Annotated in this window: 14 protein-coding genes; 6 read left to right on the forward strand and 8 right to left on the reverse strand. The window is 72.0% G+C overall.

Annotation, left to right across the window (positions count from 1 at the left end; genetic code table 11):
• Window positions 1–11 precede the first annotated feature (11 nt).
• On the forward strand, window positions 12–1,184 hold the full coding sequence (locus ACMATS_RS28395; RefSeq protein WP_390777594.1) for a DivIVA domain-containing protein: 1,173 nt from the start codon (window positions 12–14) through the stop codon (window positions 1,182–1,184).
• Window positions 1,185–1,303: 119 nt separating this feature from the next.
• Here ACMATS_RS28395 and ileS read toward each other — a convergent pair whose 3' ends face one another.
• The gene (gene ileS / locus ACMATS_RS28400; RefSeq protein WP_414169514.1) at window positions 1,304–4,438 is read right to left on the reverse strand and encodes an isoleucine--tRNA ligase; all 3,135 of its coding nucleotides are present in this window, start codon (window positions 4,436–4,438) and stop codon (window positions 1,304–1,306) included.
• A 458-nt stretch (window positions 4,439–4,896) separates the two neighbouring features.
• Here ileS and ACMATS_RS28405 point away from each other — a divergent pair, with 458 nt between their 5' ends.
• From ACMATS_RS28405 to ACMATS_RS28420, 4 genes are all read left to right on the forward strand, one after another.
• Window positions 4,897–5,895, forward strand: a complete 999-nt coding sequence (locus ACMATS_RS28405) for a TraR/DksA family transcriptional regulator (protein ID WP_414169515.1) — start codon at window positions 4,897–4,899, stop codon at window positions 5,893–5,895.
• Window positions 5,896–5,961: 66 nt separating this feature from the next.
• Window positions 5,962–6,519 carry a signal peptidase II gene (gene lspA / locus ACMATS_RS28410; protein ID WP_390777591.1) on the forward strand — a complete coding sequence of 186 codons (558 nt, stop codon included), beginning with the start codon at window positions 5,962–5,964 and terminating at the stop codon, window positions 6,517–6,519.
• A 37-nt stretch (window positions 6,520–6,556) separates the two neighbouring features.
• On the forward strand, window positions 6,557–7,498 hold the full coding sequence (locus tag ACMATS_RS28415; protein ID WP_390777590.1) for an RluA family pseudouridine synthase: 942 nt from the start codon (window positions 6,557–6,559) through the stop codon (window positions 7,496–7,498).
• Window positions 7,499–7,584: 86 nt separating this feature from the next.
• Window positions 7,585–9,180, forward strand: a complete 1,596-nt coding sequence (locus ACMATS_RS28420) for a Na+/H+ antiporter (RefSeq protein ID WP_390777589.1) — start codon at window positions 7,585–7,587, stop codon at window positions 9,178–9,180.
• A gap of 156 nt (window positions 9,181–9,336) precedes the next feature.
• Here ACMATS_RS28420 and ACMATS_RS28425 read toward each other — a convergent pair whose 3' ends face one another.
• Window positions 9,337–10,440, reverse strand: coding sequence for a mechanosensitive ion channel family protein (locus tag ACMATS_RS28425; protein WP_390777956.1), 1,104 nt, complete (start codon window positions 10,438–10,440; stop codon window positions 9,337–9,339).
• Window positions 10,441–10,503: 63 nt separating this feature from the next.
• Here ACMATS_RS28425 and ACMATS_RS28430 point away from each other — a divergent pair, with 63 nt between their 5' ends.
• Complete coding sequence (locus ACMATS_RS28430; protein WP_414169516.1) at window positions 10,504–11,133, forward strand: dienelactone hydrolase family protein; 630 nt, start codon at window positions 10,504–10,506, stop codon at window positions 11,131–11,133.
• A gap of 119 nt (window positions 11,134–11,252) precedes the next feature.
• Here the strand turns inward: ACMATS_RS28430 and ACMATS_RS28435 are convergent, their stop codons facing one another.
• The 6 genes from ACMATS_RS28435 to ACMATS_RS28460 form a co-directional block, all read right to left on the reverse strand.
• Complete coding sequence (locus ACMATS_RS28435) at window positions 11,253–12,887, reverse strand: alkaline phosphatase D family protein (RefSeq protein ID WP_414169517.1); 1,635 nt, start codon at window positions 12,885–12,887, stop codon at window positions 11,253–11,255.
• Between the two features lie 65 nt (window positions 12,888–12,952).
• Entirely contained in the window at window positions 12,953–13,804 is an 852-nt protein-coding gene (locus tag ACMATS_RS28440; RefSeq protein ID WP_390777586.1) for a thioredoxin domain-containing protein, read from the reverse strand.
• A gap of 63 nt (window positions 13,805–13,867) precedes the next feature.
• Entirely contained in the window at window positions 13,868–14,521 is a 654-nt protein-coding gene (locus ACMATS_RS28445) for a hypothetical protein (protein WP_390777955.1), read from the reverse strand.
• Between the two features lie 88 nt (window positions 14,522–14,609).
• Window positions 14,610–15,458, reverse strand: a complete 849-nt coding sequence (locus ACMATS_RS28450; protein WP_414169518.1) for a thioredoxin domain-containing protein — start codon at window positions 15,456–15,458, stop codon at window positions 14,610–14,612.
• A 49-nt stretch (window positions 15,459–15,507) separates the two neighbouring features.
• Window positions 15,508–16,143, reverse strand: a complete 636-nt coding sequence (locus tag ACMATS_RS28455) for a hypothetical protein (RefSeq protein WP_414169519.1) — start codon at window positions 16,141–16,143, stop codon at window positions 15,508–15,510.
• 223 nt (window positions 16,144–16,366) lie between these two features.
• The gene (locus ACMATS_RS28460) at window positions 16,367–17,698 is read right to left on the reverse strand and encodes a DUF2252 family protein (RefSeq protein WP_414169520.1); all 1,332 of its coding nucleotides are present in this window, start codon (window positions 17,696–17,698) and stop codon (window positions 16,367–16,369) included.
• Between the last annotated feature and the right edge of the window lie 34 nt (window positions 17,699–17,732).

Below are 17,732 nucleotides of genomic sequence, written 5' to 3' on the forward strand. Positions count from 1 at the left end.
GTGAAGAAGAGATGCCGCTGAGCCCCGAGGACGTGCGGAACAAGCAGTTCACGACCGTCCGTCTCCGAGAAGGCTATGACGAGGACGAGGTCGACGCCTTTCTCGACGAGGTCGAGGCCGAACTGACGCGTCTGCTCCGGGAGAACGAGGACCTGCGCGCCAAGCTGGCCGCTGCCACGCGGGCCGCCGCGCAGAACCAGCAGCAGAACATGCGCAAGCCCGAGCAGCAGGACCAACGCCCCGGCGCTCCGGTGCCCGCCGCCATATCCGGACCGCAGCCGGTGCCGCCGAACCAGCAGCAGATGGGCGGCCCGCCGCAGCTTCCGGGCGGTGCCCCGCAGCTGCCGGCCGGCCCCGGCGGACACGGCCACGGCCCGCAGGGCCCCCACGGTCCCGGCCCGATGGGCCAGAACGGACCGATGGGCGGCCCCATGGGCGGACCCATGGGACAGAACGGCCCGATGGGTCAGAACGGTCCGATGGGTCAGAACGGCCCGATGGGTCAGAACCCCATGGGCCAGGGCGGCCCCATGGGTGGTCCTCAGCTGCCGCAGCCGGGCCAGGGCCCGGGTGGCGACAGCGCGGCTCGCGTCCTCTCGCTCGCGCAGCAGACCGCCGACCAGGCGATCGCGGAGGCCCGTTCCGAGGCCAACAAGATCGTCGGCGAGGCGCGCAGCCGTGCCGAGGGTCTGGAGCGGGACGCCCGTGCCAAGGCGGACGCCCTGGAGCGGGACGCGCAGGAGAAGCACCGGGTGGCCATGGGCTCGCTGGAGTCCGCCCGCGCCACGCTGGAGCGCAAGGTCGAGGACCTGCGCGGCTTCGAGCGCGAGTACCGCACCCGGCTGAAGTCCTACCTGGAGAGCCAGCTGCGTCAGCTGGAGAACCAGGCGGACGACTCGCTGGCCCCGCCGCGCACCCCGGCAGCCGCGTCGCTGCCGCCGGCCCCCTCGATGAGCGGGTCGATGGCCTCGGCCGGTGCGGGCATGGGCGGTCACTCCATGGGCGGCAACCAGTCCATGGGCGGCCACGGCGGTCCGTCGACGGGTGCCCCGTCGTACGGCGGTCAGCAGCAGATGTCGCCTGCGATGACCCAGCCGATGGCACCGGTGCGGCCGCAGGGCCCGCAGCCGATGCAGGCGCCTTCGCCGATGCGTGGGTTCCTCATCGACGAGGACGACAACTGACGGCAGTCGGCTGACATATGGGCGGGGCCCCTGGGATTTCCCAGGGGCCCCGCCCATTGTGTTGCCCCGGCACACGCGAACGCCCCCGGTGCTCGGCACCGGGGGCGTCAGCTTTCGGGCTACGCCTTACGGAGGCGGAACGTCAGTCCGAGGCTCTCGTCGGAGAACGGCGCACCGTAAGAGTCGTCCGCCTCGCCGGAGGCGAAGTCGGTTGCCAGGACCTCGTCCGCGATGAGCGTCGCGTGGTCGGCGAGGGCGGTCACGACCTCCTCGTCGGCGGAGCTCCATCGCAGGGCGATCCGGTCCGCCACGTCCAGGCCGCTGTTCTTGCGCGCCTCCTGGATGAGCCGGATCGCGTCGCGCGCGAGGCCCGCCCGCTTCAGCTCCGGGGTGATCTCCAGGTCGAGTGCCACGGTCGCGCCCGAGTCGGAGGCCACCGACCAGCCCTCGCGCGGGGTCTCGGTGATGATGACCTCGTCGGGGGAGAGCGTCACGGTCTCGCCGTCGACCTCGACCGAGGCCGTTCCCTCGCGCAGCGCGAGCGACAGTGCAGCGGCGTCCGCGGCGGCGACGGCCTTGGCCACGGCCTGGACGCCCTTGCCGAACCGCTTGCCCAGCGCACGGAAGTTGGCCTTGGCCGTGGTGTCGACCAGCGAGCCTCCCACCTCGGAAAGAGACGCCAGCGAGGAGACGTTCAGCTCCTCCGCGATCTGGGCGCGCAGCTCGGCACCCAGCGTCTCGAAGCCGGCCGCCGCGACCAGCGCGCGGGACAGCGGCTGGCGGGTCTTGACGCCGGACTCGGCACGCGTCGCGCGGCCCAGCTCGACCAGGCGGCGGACCAGCAGCATCTGCCGGGACAGCTCCGGGTCGACGAGCGTGCTGTCGGCCTTCGGCCAGTCGGCCAGGTGCACCGAGGCCGGGGCCTCCGGGTCGACCGGCACGACCAGGTCCTGCCAGACCCGCTCGGTGATGAACGGGACCAGAGGGGCCATCAGCCGGGTGACCGTCTCGACGACCTCGTGCAGCGTGCGCAGCGCGGCCGCGTCACCCTGCCAGAAGCGGCGGCGGCAGCGGCGCACGTACCAGTTGGACAGGTCGTCCACGAAGGACGACAGCAGCTTGCCCGCGCGCTGGGTGTCGTAGGCCTCCAGGGCCTGGGTGACCTGGTCGGTCAGCGTGTTGAGCTCGCCGAGCAGCCAGCGGTCGATCAGCGGGCGGTCCGCCGGGGCCGGGTCCGCGGCGCTCGGGGCCCAGCCGGAAGTCCGGGCGTACAGGGCCTGGAAGGCGATCGTGTTCCAGTAGGTGAGGAGCGTCTTGCGGACGACCTCCTGGATCGTGCCGTGGCCCACGCGGCGCGCGGACCAGGGGGAGCCGCCCGCGGCCATGAACCAGCGGACCGCGTCGGCGCCGTGCTGGTCCATCAGCGGGATCGGCTGGAGGGTGTTGCCCAGGTGCTTGGACATCTTCCGGCCGTCCTCGGCCAGGATGTGACCGAGGCAGACCACGTTCTCGTACGACGACTTGTCGAAGACGAGCGTGCCGACGGCCATCAGGGTGTAGAACCAGCCGCGCGTCTGGTCGATGGCCTCGGAGATGAACTGCGCCGGGTAGCGGCTCTCGAACAGCTCCTTGTTCCGGTGCGGGTAGCCCCACTGCGCGAAGGGCATCGAACCCGAGTCGTACCAGGCGTCGATGACCTCGGGCACCCGGACGGCCGTGTGCGAGCAGCCCTCGGCGGTGCAGCCGAAGGTGACGTCGTCGATGTACGGGCGGTGCGGGTCCAGTCCGCTCTGGTCGGTGCCGGTGAGCTCGGTGAGCTCGGCCAGCGAGCCGACGCAGGTGAGGTGGCCCTCCTCGCAGCGCCAGATGGGCAGCGGGGTGCCCCAGTAGCGGTTGCGGGAGAGCGCCCAGTCGATGTTGTTGTTCAGCCAGTCGCCGAAGCGGCCGTGCTTGACGGACTCCGGGAACCAGTTGGTCTTCTCGTTCTCCTCGAGCAGCCGGTCCTTCACCGCCGTCGTGCGGATGTACCAGGACGGCTGGGCGTAGTAGAGGAGCGCGGTGTGGCAGCGCCAGCAGTGCGGGTAGCTGTGCTCGTAGGCCACGTGCTTGAAGAGCAGGCCGCGGGCGTCCAGGTCGGCGACGAGCGTCTCGTCGGCCTTCTTGAAGAACGTGCCGCCGACAAGGCCGAGGTTCTCCTCGAAGGTGCCGTCGGGGCGGACCGGGTTGACGACCGGGAGGCCGTAGGCGCGGCAGGTCTTGAGGTCGTCCTCACCGAAGGCCGGGGCCTGGTGGACCAGACCGGTGCCGTCCTCGGTCGTGACGTACTCGGCGTTGACGACGAAGTTGGCGCCGTCCAGCTCGACCAGGTCGAACGGGCGGCGGTACGCCCAGCGCTCCATCTCGCGGCCGGTGAAGGACTGGCCGGTCGCCGTCCAGCCCTCGCCGAGGGCCTTCTCCAGCAGCGGCTCGGCGACGACGAGCTTCTCCGTGCCGTCCGTGGCCACCACATAGGTGACGTCCGGGTGCGCGGCGGCGGCCGTGTTCGAGACGAGGGTCCACGGGGTGGTCGTCCACACCAGCAGCGCGGCCTCGCCGGCCAGCGGGCCGGAGGTCAGCGGGAAGCGGACGAAGACGGACGGGTCGACGACCGTCTCGTAGCCCTGGGCCAGCTCGTGGTCCGACAGGCCGGTGCCGCAGCGGGGGCACCAGGGGGCCACCCGGTGGTCCTGGACCAGCAGGCCCTTGTCGAAGATCTCCTTCAGCGACCACCAGACCGATTCGATGTACTCCGGGTTCATCGTCCGGTAGGCGCCGTCGAGGTCCGTCCAGTAGCCCATGCGGGTGGTGAGCTCGGCGAACGCGTCGGTGTGGCGCGTCACGGACTCGCGGCACTTGGCGTTGAACTCGGCGATGCCGTACTTCTCGATGTCCTGCTTGCCGCTGAAGCCGAGCTCCTTCTCCACGGCGAGCTCGACCGGCAGGCCGTGGCAGTCCCAGCCGGCCTTGCGGGCCACGTGGTAACCCTGCATGGTGCGGAAGCGGGGGAAGACGTCCTTGAAGACGCGGGCCTCGATGTGGTGCGCGCCGGGCATGCCGTTGGCGGTGGGCGGGCCCTCGTAGAACACCCACTCGGGGCGGCCCTCGGACTGGGCGAGGGTACGGTCGAAGATCTTCTGCTCGTGCCAGAACTCGAGCACGGCGTGCTCCAGGGCGGGCAGATCGACCTGAGCGGGTACCTGGCGGTACTGCGTCATCGGCTTCCTCCGGCGGGACGGTTGTGCGCTGTCCGTCGGAGGGACGAGAGACGCTGCGGCTCCCGCGGTACCACCCTCCTTGGCCGTGGGCGCGTGGCCCCCGGCCCCCTCATTGGGGTCGCGATGCCGGTTCTACTGGCCCGTACGGGCGTTCTTCCGGCGGCTCCGGGCTGATCTTCGCTCCGCGCACGCCCCCGGGCTCGCACCGTCCCCGGATCGCTGGTGGCTGCGTGCGGCGCTACTGGTCCCTTCCACGCCTTTCGCTGCGCCCAGTGTACGGGGCGCAGCGCCCCGCGGCCGACCGGATTTACCGGCCCCCTGCCCGCATCCGGTTACAGGGCCGGGGGCGGGGCACAACGGAGGAGACCGGCGTGGCCCGTTGCCGCGTGGACTGAGCCGATTTATCGTTCCCGCACGATTCACGCGCAAGATCATAAAATGTGAAGGGATCGGCGGCCATGGTGGCGGAGAAGGGTGCCAGGGCGGCTGCGCCGCAGGCCAGGAAGGCAATGGCGAAGAAGTCCGCGGCCACGGCCGGGAAGAGCGCCGCCGGGGCGGCTGCGCCGCAGGCCAGGAAGTCCGCCGCCACGGGGAAGAAGGCCGCGAAGGCCGCACCGGCGAAGAAGGCTGCCGCTGCGGCCAAGAAGACCGTCGGCACGGCGAAGGAGTCCGCTGCCGCGGTGAAGAAGGCCGCTTCGTCGGGCAAGAAGGCCGCTTCGGGCGACGAGACGGCCGCCACGGGCAAGAAGGCCGCTCCGGCGAAGAAGTCCGCTGCCACGGCCAAGGCCGCCGGCACGGCGAAGAAGGCCGCTGCATCGGCTGCATCGGCCAAAAAGGCCGCTCCGGTCAAGAAAGCCGATTCCGGCAAGGTCGCCCCCGCCGGGAAGGCGGCGCCGGCGAAGAAGTCCGCGGCGGTCAAGGGCGCGGCTTCGGCGAAGAAGGCCGCCTCCGCCGCGAAGGCCGAACACACTGGTGCACCTGCCGAGGAGACGGGAGCCGGGACGGTGACGGGGAAGAAGAGCACGGACGCTGCGCGGAAGGTGCCGGGAGCCCGGACGGCCGAGGGGGTGCTCGCCGTGCGGCCGGGGGAGGAGCCGTGGACGCCCGCCGAGGTCGCCGAGGCGCGCAGCGAGCTGCAGAGCGAGGTGCTGCGGCTGCGCGGCGAGATCGCGGCGGCGGGCGAGGCGATCACGGGCCTGATGCGGGACTCGGGCGACGGCGCGGGCGACGACCAGGCGGACACCGGCACCAAGAACATCGCCCGGGAGCACGAACTCGCCCTGGCGGCCAACGCCCGCGAAATGCTGCAGCAGACGGAGCACGCGCTGGAGCGGCTGGACGCGGGGACGTACGGCCTCTGCGAGAACTGCGGCAATCCGATCGGAAAGGCCCGGATGCAGGCGTTTCCCCGGGCGACGCTGTGCGTCGACTGCAAGCAGCGGCAGGAACGTCGCTGACCGGCCTGCCGGTGTGTGCCGTACCCTCGTCCTCAAGCCAGGCAGGGACGACGTCGAGGGACTCACGTGACAGAGGCGGAACAGGCCGGACGACCCACCACCGGTGTGACGGCGGCCGACGGGACCGGCGGGACCAGGGGCCGGCGGCGCATCGCGGTGCTGCTCGGCGTCGCGGCCTTCGCCTACCTCCTCGACCTGGTCAGCAAGCTGCTCGTGGTGGCCAAGCTGGAGCACCACGACCCGATCCAGGTCGTCGGCACCCTGCTGCAGCTCGAGGTGATCCGCAACCGCGGCGCGGCCTTCGGCATCGGCGAGGCCATGACGATCGTCTTCACCGTCATCGCGGCGGCCGTCATCGTCGCCATCGCCCGTATCGCCCGCAAGCTCTACAGCGTGCCGTGGGCCATCGCGCTGGGCCTGCTGCTGGGCGGTGCGTTCGGCAACCTCACCGACCGGCTGTTCCGTTCGCCCGGCGGATTCGTGGGCGGCGTGGTCGACTTCATCGCGCCCGCGCACTTCGCGGTCTTCAACCTCGCGGACTCCGCGATCGTCTGCGGAGGCTTCCTGATCGTGATCCTCTCCTTTCGCGGGCTCGATCCCGACGGGACCGTCCACCAGGACTGACGTACGGGCTCCCGGCTCCGTCCTGCATACTCGACAGGTGAGCACGATTCCCGAGATCCGCGCCCTGCACGTTCCCGACGGCCTGGAGGGCGAGCGCGTCGACGCGGCGATCGCCCGCATGTTCGGCTTCTCCCGCACCAAGGCGGCCGAGCTGGCGGCCGCGGGCAAGGTCCAGCTGGACGGGGCCGAGGCCGGGAAGTCCGACCGGGTGACCGGCGGGGCCTGGCTGGAGGTCGAGATGCCGGCGCCGCCCGCGCCGGTGCAGGTCGTCGCCGAGCCCGTCGAGGGCATGGAGATCGTCCACGACGACGACGACATCGTGGTCATCGTCAAGCCGGTGGGCGTCGCCGCCCACCCCAGCCCGGGCTGGACCGGGCCCACCGTGATCGGCGGCCTCGCCGCCGCCGGCTACCGCATCTCCACCTCCGGCGCCGCCGAGCGCCAGGGCATCGTGCACCGCCTGGACGTGGGCACCTCGGGCCTGATGGTCGTCGCCAAGTCCGAGCGCGCCTACTCCCACATGAAGGCCCAGTTCCGGGAGCGGATCACCGACAAGCGCTACCACGCGCTGGTCCAGGGCCACCCGGACCCGATGAGCGGCACCATCGACGCCCCGATCGGCCGTCACCCGAACCACGACTACAAGTGGGCCGTCACGGCCGACGGCAAGCCCTCGGTCACCCACTACGACCTCATCGAGGCGTTCCGCGCCGCCAGCCTGCTGGACATCAAGCTGGAGACCGGCCGCACGCACCAGATCCGCGTGCACATGTCCGCGCACCGCCACCCCTGCGCCGGCGACCTCACCTACGGCGCCGACCCCACGCTCGCCAAGCGCCTCAAGCTCACCCGCCAGTGGCTGCACGCCGTGCGGCTGGGCTTCGAGCACCCGGCGGACGGCCAGTGGGTGGAGTTCGAGAGCGCCTACCCGGACGACCTGCAGTTCGCGCTGGACAAGGTGCGGGCCGACAGCGCCTGACGGCGGTCGCCCGTAAGGCGGTCCGGGGGCCGGTGAGGCAGGCTGGGTCATGATCGACCCGTCCCCCGACCTGCCGGAGGGCATCCGTGGACCAGCTCGCCCTGCTGTTCGTGCTGCTGCTCGGGGCGCTCGTCACGGTGCCGCTGGGGGACCGGCTGGGGCTGCCGTCCCCGGTGCTGATGACGCTGGGCGGGATCGTCCTCGCCCTGCTGCCGTTCGTACCGAACGTCACCATCCCGCCGGAGTTCATCCTCCCGCTGGTACTGCCGCCGCTGCTCTACGCATCCGCCCAGCGCACCTCCTGGCGGCAGTTCGCGGCGAACCGGCGGCCGATCTTCCTGCTGGCGGTGGCGCTCGTCTTCGTCACCACCGCGGCGGTCGCCGCCGTCGCCAACGCGATCGTGCCGGGGATCTCGGTCGCCGCGGCCGTGGCGCTGGGCGCGCTCGTCGCCCCGCCCGACCCCGTCGCCGCGACGGCCGTCGCGGGCTCCCTGGGGCTGCCGCGCCGCCTGGTCTCCATCCTGGAGGGCGAGGGGCTCTTCAACGACGTCACCGCCATCGTGCTCTACCACGTGGCCATCGCGGCGGCCGTCAGCGGCAGCTTCTCGATGACGAGGGCGGCCGGCGAGCTGGTGTTCTCCGCCGTGGTGGCCGTCCTGGTCGGTCTGGTGCTCGGCTGGGTGGCCAAGCGGCTGATGGACGTCCTGGGCGACCCGACGCTGCAGATCGGGCTCACCCTGCTGGTGCCGTTCGTCTCCTACGTCCTCGCCGAGGAGTTCAAGGGATCCGGGGTGCTCGCGGTGCTGACCACCGCGCTCTACCTCGCCGAGTTCGCCAGCGACGCCGACGACGTCCTGGGGCGGCTGGCCGGGCACACCTTCTGGGAGATCGTCGACACCCTCGTCACCGGCGTCGCCTTCGGCCTCGTCGGCCTGGAACTGCACAACGCCATCAGCACCGCCGCGGGCCGCTGGGGCGAGATGCTCGGCATCGGCGGCATCGTCGTCGCCGTCGTGGTCGGCGTGCGCCTGGCGTGGCTGCTGCCCGCCGCCTGGCTGGCCAAGAGGCTGCACAAGGGCCGTGACGTCGACGAGGAGATCCTCACGAGCTGGCGGGAGACGCTGGTCATGTGGTGGTCCGGGATGCGGGGCGTGGCCTCCGTGGCGCTCGCCCTGGCCATCCCGCTGACCAAGGACGACAAATCGCCCTTCCCGGCCCGGGACGAGATCCTCTTCATCGCCTTCGCCGTCATCATCTCCACTCTGGTCGTCCAGGGCATGACGCTGCCCCGGCTGGTCAGACGGCTCGGGGTGCGCGCCGACTCCGACTGGACCCGGGAGCTGGAGCGGCAGCTGGCCATCCGCGCCGCCAAGGCGGCCAAGCACCGGCTGCTGGAGATCGAGCAGGAGGAGGACCTCTCCGAGGACCTCATGGAGATGCTGCACCGGCGCGCCTACGACATCGGTGCCCGCATCAGCCCCGAGATGGTCGACGAGGAGCGCCGCGAGGCCCACGTCCAGCGCGTCCAGCGGCTGCGGACGATCCAGCGCATCCAGGCCGACCTGTACTCGGCCGCACGGCACGCGGTGCTGGACGCGCGCAGCGAGCCGTGGATGGACCCCGAGGTCGTGGACCGGGTGCTGCGGCACCTGGACGTGCGGAGCCTGCCGGGCGGGGGGTGAACCCCCGCGGAGAGCCGGGTGCGGAGTGTGTCGTCTGCCGGCCGGTGGAGGCTTGTCGCGCCCACGCGGCGGAGCCGCTGGGGGTACCTCCCAGCGGTAGCTGGGGGAGTAACAGCCCCGCGCCCCTTTGGGGCGGGGAACCGGGGGAACCGTACGTCACGCCGTCCCCGGGCCCGGGCCGATGTCCTCCGAGGCCGGTGGGGTCTGCCGTCGGTCGGGCGCCTGGGCGAGGCCCGGCGCGGGCGCGGTGTTGATGCGCGGGAGCGCGTACGGGTGTTCGCGTCGCAGCCAGCCGATCAGCTCCTCGCGCACCACGCAGCGCAGCGTCCAGATGTCGGACGGGTCCTTGGCCGTGACCAGTGCCCGCACCTGGACGGTGGTCGGGGTGGTGTCCGTGACCACCAGGCTCCAGGCCCGGCCGTCCCACTCCGGGCAGCGCACGAGCACCCCGTGCAGGTGTTCGCGTATCAGGTCGACGGGGGCCGCGTGGTCGAGGTGCAGGTAGACCGAGCCCGTCATCTGCGGGTTGCCGCGCGACCAGTTCTCGAACGGCCTGCTGGTGAAGTACGAGACCGGCATGGTGATGCGCCGCTCGTCCCAGGTGGTCACCACGATGTAGGTGAGGGTGATCTCCTCGACCTTGCCCCACTCCTTCTCCACCACGACCGTGTCGCCGATGCGCACCATGTCGCCGAAGGCGATCTGCAGCCCGGCGAAGAGATTGCCCAGCGTCGGCTGGGCCGCGACACCGGCCACCACGCCGATGAGGCCGGCCGAGGCCAGCAGGGAGGTGCCGACCGTGCGCATGTCGGGGAAGGTCAGCAGCATCGACCCGGCCGCCACCACGACGACGGCCGCGGTGACGACCCGCTGCACCAGCGTGAGCTGGGTGCGCACCCGGCGGACCCGGGCCTCGTCCGCGGAACCGGCCGCGTAGCGCGCGTAGAAGGACTCGACCACGGCCGCGGCGACCCGCACGGCCAGCCAGCCGCAGGCGCCGATCAGCACCAGGGTCAGCGCCTGGGCGATGGCGCCGGGCGGCCCCACGACGACCTCCGCGTACCCGTAACCGCCGCGCAGCAGCGCCGTGCACAGCACCAGCGCGAGCGGGCGGCGGCAGCGGCGCAGCAGGGTCCACAGCGGGGTCTCGGGGTGCCGCTCACCGATCCGGCGCAGCATCAGGTCGGCGATGCGGACGACGACCAGGGTGACGGCCACCGCTCCGCCGACGACCGCCACGGGGCGCAGCAGGTCCTCCATGGACACCTTCGGCTCACTCCTCCCGGCTTACCGGCGGGCGCCCCTTCCGAACGTACTGGCACGATGGGTGACACGCGATCCAGCTGTAAGGAAGTGACCCCAGTGGCGTCCCCTACCACGATTCTCCTGTTCCATTCGGCCTACGGCCTGCGGCCCGCCGTGCACGCCGCCGCGGACCGGCTGCGCGCCGCGGGGCACGAGGTGCACGTGCCGGACCTCTACGACGGCCGGACGGCCGACACCGTCGAGGACGGGATGGCGATCAAGGACGAGATCGGCCGGGAGGAGCTGCTGCACCGCGCGATCACGGCGGCGGCGCCGCTGTCGGAGCGGGGGCTGGTGTACGCGGGGTTCTCGCTGGGCGGGTCGATCGCCCAGAACCTGGCGCTCGGCGACGAGAAGGCGCGCGGGCTGCTGCTCCTGCACGGCACGTCGGACCTGCCGGAGGAGGCGAGCACGGACGGACTGCCGGTGCAGTTGCACGTGGCGGATCCGGATCCGTTCGAGCCGCACGACTGGCTGAACGCGTGGTATCTGCGGATGCAGCGGGCCGGAGCGGATGTCGAGGTGCACCGGTATGCCGGTGCGGGGCATCTCTTTACGGATCCGGAGTTGCCGGACCACGATGCGGAGGCCGCCGACATGGCGTGGAGGGTGGCGCTGGGGTTCCTGGAGGAGGTCGCTGCGGGCTAGTGCGTGGGTTTCTTCGCCCCTGACCCGCCCCTTCCCGAAACCGGGGCTCCGCCCCGGGCCCCGGGGCGGAGTGTCGGCCGTGGGCCGGTGGGGGCCGGTCGCGCAGTTCCCCGCGCCCCTTACGGGGCCACCGGCGAGGTGACCCGTTCAACCCGCTGCGTCCCCGACTTCGTCCGGTACGAACGCGCCCACGCCGCCGAGGACTTCGGGTTCGTCTTGTCCGACAGGACGTAGTAGTCCATCTGCGTCTGCTCCCGCGTCACGTCCAGCACGCCGTAGCCGTGCGAGTCCATGTCCACCCACTTCACATGGCGGTTGGCCGCCCGTATCGCGGTCCCCGCGGCGGCGGACACCGTGTGCGGGCGGACGTGGAGGGTGTCGTCCAGGTTGTCCGCCGTCACCGAGGTGACCACGAACTCCGTGGCCACCGACGGTGACAGCGGATACGTCGCCGCGCGCTTCGGCACGTCGTTGGCCCAGGCCATGTGGATGTCGCCGGTGAGGAAGACCGTGTTGCCGATGCCCCGGTCCGTGAGGTGGGTCAGGAGTTCGCGGCGGTCGTCCGTGTAGCCGTCCCACTGGTCGGTGTTGACCGTCACGCCCCCCGTCGGCAGCCCGAGCAGCTTGGTCAGCGGTTCCAGCAGGTGGGCGGGGAGGGCGCCGAAGGCGACCGGGGACATCATCACCGGGTTGCCGACGAGGCGCCAGGCCGTGTCGGAGGTCGCCAGGCCCGACTTGAGCCAGTCGAGCTGGGCGCGGCCGGTGATGGTGCGCTCCGGGTCGTCGACCTTGCCGCTGCCGGTCCTGGCCTGCTGGGTGCGGAAGGAGCGCAGGTCCAGCAGGTGCAGGTCGGCCAGGGTCCCGAAGCGCAGCTTCCGGTAGGTGGTGCCGGCGATCGAGGGCCGTACCGGCATCCACTCGAAGTACGCTTGCTTCGCCGCCGCCATGCGGGCCGTCCAGTCGCCCTCGGCGCCGGGGGCGTGGTTCTCGGCGCCGCCCGACCAGGCGTCGTTGGCGAACTCGTGGTCGTCCCAGATGGCGATCAGCGGGTGCGTGTGGTGCAGCGTCTGCAGGTCCGGGTCGGTCTTGTAACGGCCGTGCCGTGTGCGGTAGTCGGCGAGGGTGACGATCTCGTGCTCCGGCTCGTGCTTGCGCACGACGTACTTCGCCGCGGGGTATTCGCCGGACTTGTACTCGTAGATGTAGTCGCCGAGGTGGAGCACCGCGTCCAGGTCGCGGCGGGCCGCGAGGTGGCGGTAGGCGGAGAACCAGCCCGACTCCCAGTTGGCGCAGGAGACGACGCCGAAGCGGATGCCCTCGGCGGCCGTGTCATGGGCGGGGGCGGTGCGGGTGCGGGCGGCGGGGGAGACGGTGGTGCCGGCGGTGAAGCGGTAGAAGTAGCCGGTGGCCGGGCGCAGTCCGCGGACGTCGGCCTTGACGGTGTGGTCGCCCGCGGCGGTCGCGGTGACGGTGCCCCGGGCGGCGACGCGGGTGAAGGACGCGTCCTCGGCCACCTCCCAGGTCACCTCGACGGCGGGCCCGCGCCCGGAGCCGGGGACGGCGTCCGGGGCGGGCGTGACGCGCGTCCACAGCAGGATGCCGTCGGGGAGCGGGTCGCCGGAGGCGACGCCGTGCAGGAAGGCGGGCGCGGGGTCCGCGGCCGAGGCGGCGGCGGTCGGCAGGAACGCGGCGGCGGCCGCGCCGACGGCCACCGCCGTGACGGCAGTACGGCGGGATATGTCAGGAGATGTCACGGGCCATCACCTTACCGGGTGGTAAAGCAAAGGTAATGGCCTTGTGGCGGCTGCTACTTCTTCGCTTACTTCTTCAGCTGCTGGTCCACCAGCGCGTTGAACTGCTCCGGCGTGATGTGCGAGCCGCCCACGCTCAGCACCTTGCCGTTGAGCTTGAAGCCCGGAGTGCCCTGGATGTCCTTGTTCGGGCCGACGAGCTTGTCGAAGGCGTCGGACACCGCCAGCGCCCACTTGTCGTAGGTGCCGTCCTTGACGTTCTTCTCGAACTGGGCGTTGCCCTTGAGCTCCTTGACCTGCTGCGCGATGTCGATGAGCTTCGCGTTGTCCGAGAACGCGTCGTCCGTCTCCTCCGGGTGGTTCTTCGCGGAGAACAGCGCCTCCTTGTAGTGCAGGAAGGCGTCCGTGCCGATGTTGAGCGCCGCTCCCAGCGCGTTCAGCGCGTTCTTCGAACCCGAGCCCTTGATCTGGGGGTTGCGGTCCAGGAACGTCCCGATGTGGTACTGCGCCTTGTACTTGCCGTCCTTGATGTCCTTCACGACGGCGGTACCCGCGCCCTGCTCGAACTCCGAGCACATCGGGCAGCGCATGTCCTCGAAGACGTCGAGGGTGTTCTTCGCGTCCTTGCTGCCGATGACGATCTCGGTGCCCTTGTCACCGGTGGTGTTGGCGGGCTGGGTGAACGTCGTCTTCTTCGCGGACGCCTCCCAGTCCTCGCTGCTCACCTTGTTGTTCTTGCTGCCGTTGGTGGCGTTGGTGACGGCCCAGCCGATGCCGCCGGCCGCGGCGAGGACGGCGACGATCGCGCCGCCGACGATCAGCTGCCGCTTGGTCTTCGCCTTCTTGGCGTCGCGCTCGCGCTGCGCGCGCAGCCGTTCGCGGGCGGCCTGCTTGTTCTGGGGGTTGTTGCGGTTGCTCATGATGTCTTCTCCGCGGTGACGAAGGGAGGCGTGCGGGACCGTGGTGGTGCGTGTGCTCAGGGCTCAGAGGTGAGCCGGGCACACGGACGGCGGTCCGCGCCGTACGACGGAGTGGACGAGCAGCGGCAGTGCGCGGGCCGGCAGGGTGTCGCGCACCGGCCGCAGGGGCACCCGCGCGGGGCGGTCCGCCGCGCGCAGGGTCAGGAAGGCCAGCAGCAGTGGCCGGAAGGCGACGGCGACGACGGCCCGCAGCACCCGGGACAGCGCCACCTCGCCGCGGCGCAGCCAGGCGGCGGCCGCCAGTCCGACCGCGACGTGCGCGGCGAGCAGCAGCCAGGGGGCCGCGCCGGGACTTCCCGATGCGGCCAGCGGGGTGCCCAACGCACCGTTCCCGCAGACCAGATCGACGCCCAGCGAGTGCAGCGGCCCGGCCACCGGGCCGCCCGCCTGTCCGTAACAGGCGTGCTGCCCGGTGGTGAAGACGGTGTCCGCCGCCAGCTCCAGCGGTACGAGCAGGGCGGCGATGGCCGCGAAGCCGCGCTCCCGGCCGGCCAGCGTCCAGGCGACGGTGAAGTACCCGGCCGACAGGGCGGAGACCGTGGAGAGCGGCAGCGGCATGCGCGAGAGCAGGACGTGGCCGCCGGCCGACAGGGTCACGCAGAGCGCGGTGAACACCGCCGCCCGCAGCGCCCTGAGCCGAACTCCCGTCCCCTTCATGAGGCCGAAGTGTGCCACGCGCACCTTCGGGTGTCGCGTCAAGATTCGGCATCAGTGCGGGGACGGGGCAACTGTCCCGTTCTGCCCGTTACTTCAGCTGTGCGTCGACCGCCTGGGTGAACTGCTCCGGGGTCATCGGGACGCCCTTGCCGTTGGGGGTGTCCACGCTCAGCTTCTTGCCGTCGAGCTTGACGGTGGGGGTGCCGGTGACGTCCTTGTGGCTGTCGAACTCGTCGGACATCTGCAGGGCCCACTTGTCGAAGGTGTGGTCCTTGAGGTTCTTCTCGAAGCCGGCGTTGCCCTTGAGCGCCGGGACCTGCTGGGCGACCTTCAGCAGGGCGTCGTCCTTGGAGTAGTCGTCCTTGGTCTCCTCGGGGTGGTTGGCCTTCGCGTACAGCGCCTTGTTGTAGGCCTGGAAGGCCTCGGGGCTGACGTTCAGCGCCGCGCCGAGCGCGCTCAGGGCGTTCTTCGAACCGGTGCCGGCGATCTGCGGGTTGCGGTCGAGGAAGGTGCCGATGTGGTACTGCGCCTTGAACTTGCCGTCCTTGATGTCCTTCTCGACCTGGCCGCCGACGTTCTGCTCGAAGACCGAGCAGATCGGGCAGCGCATGTCCTGGTAGACCTCAAGGGTGTGCTTGGCGTCCTTGTTGCCGATGACGACCTCGGTGCCGTTGTCGCCGGCGGTGTTGGCGGGCTTGACGAGGGTTTTCTTGGCAGCGGCCTCCCAGGCCGTGCTGGTGCTCTTCTTGCTCGCGCCGCTGTCGCCCAGCTGCGTGGCGGCGTAGCCGATGCCGCCGGCTATCGCCAGGACGCCGGCGATCGCGCCGCCGACGACGAACTGGCGCTTGGTCCTGTCCTTCTTCGCCTGGCGCTCGCGCTCGGCGCGCAGTCGCTCGCGGGCCGACTGCTTGTTCTCCCAGTTGTTGCGGTTGCTCATGGTGCTGGTGTCTCCGTGGTGCGTGAGGTGCAGGATGCTGCGGTGATCTTCAGGCGAGGGCGGGGCAGGGAGGGGGCCCGCGCCGGACCACGGAGTGGAGGAGCACCAGCCGCTGCCGCGCCCGGCGCACCCGGTGGGCGCGCCGCACGGGCGCCCCGCGGCGCGGGACGGCGGCCGTGAAGCCCGCGGCGGCCAGCAGCAGCGGGCGGAAGGCGGCCGCGGCGGCCGCGCGCAGCAGCCGGGCCAGTGCCGCCTCGCCGCGCCGCAGCCAGGCGGCGGCCAGCAGGCCGACCGCGACGTGCACGGCGAGCAGCAGCCAGGGGGCCGTGCCCGGATCGGCGGCCCGGGTCAGCGACCGGCCCACGCTGCCGCCCCCGCACAGCAGGGTCCACGCCCCCGGGGCGTGGTGGCGCACGGCGCCGTAGCAGGTGTCCTGCCCGGTGCTGAAGAGCGCGCCGGAGGCCAGCTCCAGCGGGATCAGCAGGGCGGCGATGTGCCAGTAGCCGCGCTCCCGGCCCGCCAGCGCGTAGGCGAGCGCGAAGACGCCGGCCGCGGTCAGGGCGACGGTGGGCACGGGCAGCGGCATGCCGGACAGCAGCACGTGCGAGGCGGCGGACAGCACGACGCACAGCGCCGTGAACAGCGCTGCGCGCAGTGCCCGCAGGCGTGCCGCCGATATGTCCATGAGATCGAGTCTGTCATGACCGGGGGTAAACCAGTGCTAAAGCCCCCAGGGCCTGGTCAGCGCTCCGACCATGCGCGCCCCGAAGGGGCGCGGGGAACTGCGCGAGCAACCACGACGCGCCTGCAGCCGAGGTTCCCGGGGCTTCGCCCGGACCCCTGGGTGGTGCGTCGGCTGCGGGCCGGCGGTGGCTTGTCGCGCAGTTCCCCGCGCCCCTTCGGGGCGCTCAGGCCCCCGGGACCCGACCGTTGCGGAGCAGGTCGACGAAGATCCGGTGGTCTGCGAGCGTGCGGGCCGCCGAGCGGTGGGCGAAGTCCGTGAGCAGTTCGGGGAAGGCCTCCTCGTCCGCCGCGATGGCCGCGTCGACGGCCCGCTCGGCGGCGAAGGGGACCAGCGCCCGCCCGCTGCCGTCCCCGGCCGCCGCGTGCAGGTCGGCCGTGGCCCGGCCCAGGTCGGCCACCAGGGCGGCGAGCTCGGCCGGCTCGGCCGTTTCGTCGACGGACGACCAGTCCAGGGCCACGGTGTACGGCGAGACCTCGGCGACCAGCTGCCCGGCCCCGTCCAGCTCCGTCCACCCGAGCCAGGGGTCGGTGTGGGCCTGGAGGGCGCGCTGGGCGAGCACCGTGCGGTGCCCCTCGTGGCGGACGTGCTCGCGCAGGGCCCGGTCGGCCAGGTGCCGGGAGAGGGCCGGGGTGCGGCCCGGCCGCATGGAGATCACGACGTCGTCCTCCAGGGCGTCGCTGCCGCCCTCCAGGAGGATGTCGTAGGCCGCCGGCCCGGCGCCGTCGCGGCGGCCGACGACGTCCTTGACCCGGTAGGAGTCGGGCCGGGCGAGGGAGGTGTCGGGCAGCGACTCCAGGTAGCCGTCGAAGGCGGCCAGGATCGTGTAGCGGGTGGCGGCGTCCAGCTCGACGGTGTCCTCGCCGGAGCGGAAGCGCCGGTCGAAGTCGCGGATCCCGGTCCGGCCGGCGAGCATCCCGGCGCGGGTCCCGGCGCGGGCCCGGCGCAGGGTGCCGAGGACGGGGCCCTCGGCGTTGTCCAGGGTCAGGGGCGGCACCTCCTCATGGCGGGCGCCCGCGGCCAGGGCGTGGATGCGCTCGCGGTAGGCGCCGGCGTAGCGGCGGACCAGACCGGTGATCTGCTCGTCGCCGAGCGCCGTGACGCGGCCCCGCAGCGCCAGGGAGGCGGCGAAGCGCTTGAGGTCCCAGGTGAACGGGCCGACGTACGCCTCGTCGAAGCCGGTGGCGCCGAAGACCAGGCGGCCGGTGGCGTCCATGGAGGCGCCGAAGCGCCCGGTGTGCAGGTCGCCGTGGATCCACATCCGGCCGGTGCGCTCGTCCAGGAAGGGGCCGATGCCGTACCCCTCCTTGCCGTGCTCCGGGTCGGCGTAGAAGAGGCAGGGGGTGGCGTGGTGGAAGGCGAGGACGGAGGCGGCCAGCTTCCGGAACCGGGCCCGGCGGGCGTCGGGGCCGGGGGCCCGCAGGTCCTCGGATGCGGTGCCGAGGACGGCGAGGATCTCCTCGCCGCGCTGCGCGGTCCGGTCGTGCTCGAGCGCCATCGCCGGTTCCTCCTGGGGGATCGTCGGGCGGACG

Origin of the sequence: Streptoverticillium reticulum (assembly GCF_047456005.1) — a bacterium.
Lineage (GTDB): Bacteria > Actinomycetota > Actinomycetes > Streptomycetales > Streptomycetaceae > Streptomyces > Streptomyces reticulum.

Excerpts from the sequence above, each read along its gene's own strand:
- ACMATS_RS28460 (WP_414169520.1), bottom strand. The coding sequence starts at position 17,698 with ATGGCGCTCGAGCACGACCGGACCGCGCAGCGCGGCGAGGAGATCCTC.
- ACMATS_RS28430 (WP_414169516.1), top strand. The coding sequence starts at position 10,504 with ATGGGTGACACGCGATCCAGCTGTAAGGAAGTGACCCCAGTGGCGTCC.
- ACMATS_RS28455 (WP_414169519.1), bottom strand. The coding sequence starts at position 16,143 with ATGGACATATCGGCGGCACGCCTGCGGGCACTGCGCGCAGCGCTGTTC.
- ACMATS_RS28395 (WP_390777594.1), top strand. The coding sequence starts at position 12 with ATGCCGCTGAGCCCCGAGGACGTGCGGAACAAGCAGTTCACGACCGTC.
- ileS (WP_414169514.1), bottom strand. The coding sequence starts at position 4,438 with ATGACGCAGTACCGCCAGGTACCCGCTCAGGTCGATCTGCCCGCCCTG.
- ACMATS_RS28450 (WP_414169518.1), bottom strand. The coding sequence starts at position 15,458 with ATGAGCAACCGCAACAACTGGGAGAACAAGCAGTCGGCCCGCGAGCGA.
- ACMATS_RS28425 (WP_390777956.1), bottom strand. The coding sequence starts at position 10,440 with ATGGAGGACCTGCTGCGCCCCGTGGCGGTCGTCGGCGGAGCGGTGGCC.
- ACMATS_RS28445 (WP_390777955.1), bottom strand. The coding sequence starts at position 14,521 with ATGAAGGGGACGGGAGTTCGGCTCAGGGCGCTGCGGGCGGCGGTGTTC.
- ACMATS_RS28405 (WP_414169515.1), top strand. The coding sequence starts at position 4,897 with ATGGTGGCGGAGAAGGGTGCCAGGGCGGCTGCGCCGCAGGCCAGGAAG.
- ACMATS_RS28440 (WP_390777586.1), bottom strand. The coding sequence starts at position 13,804 with ATGAGCAACCGCAACAACCCCCAGAACAAGCAGGCCGCCCGCGAACGG.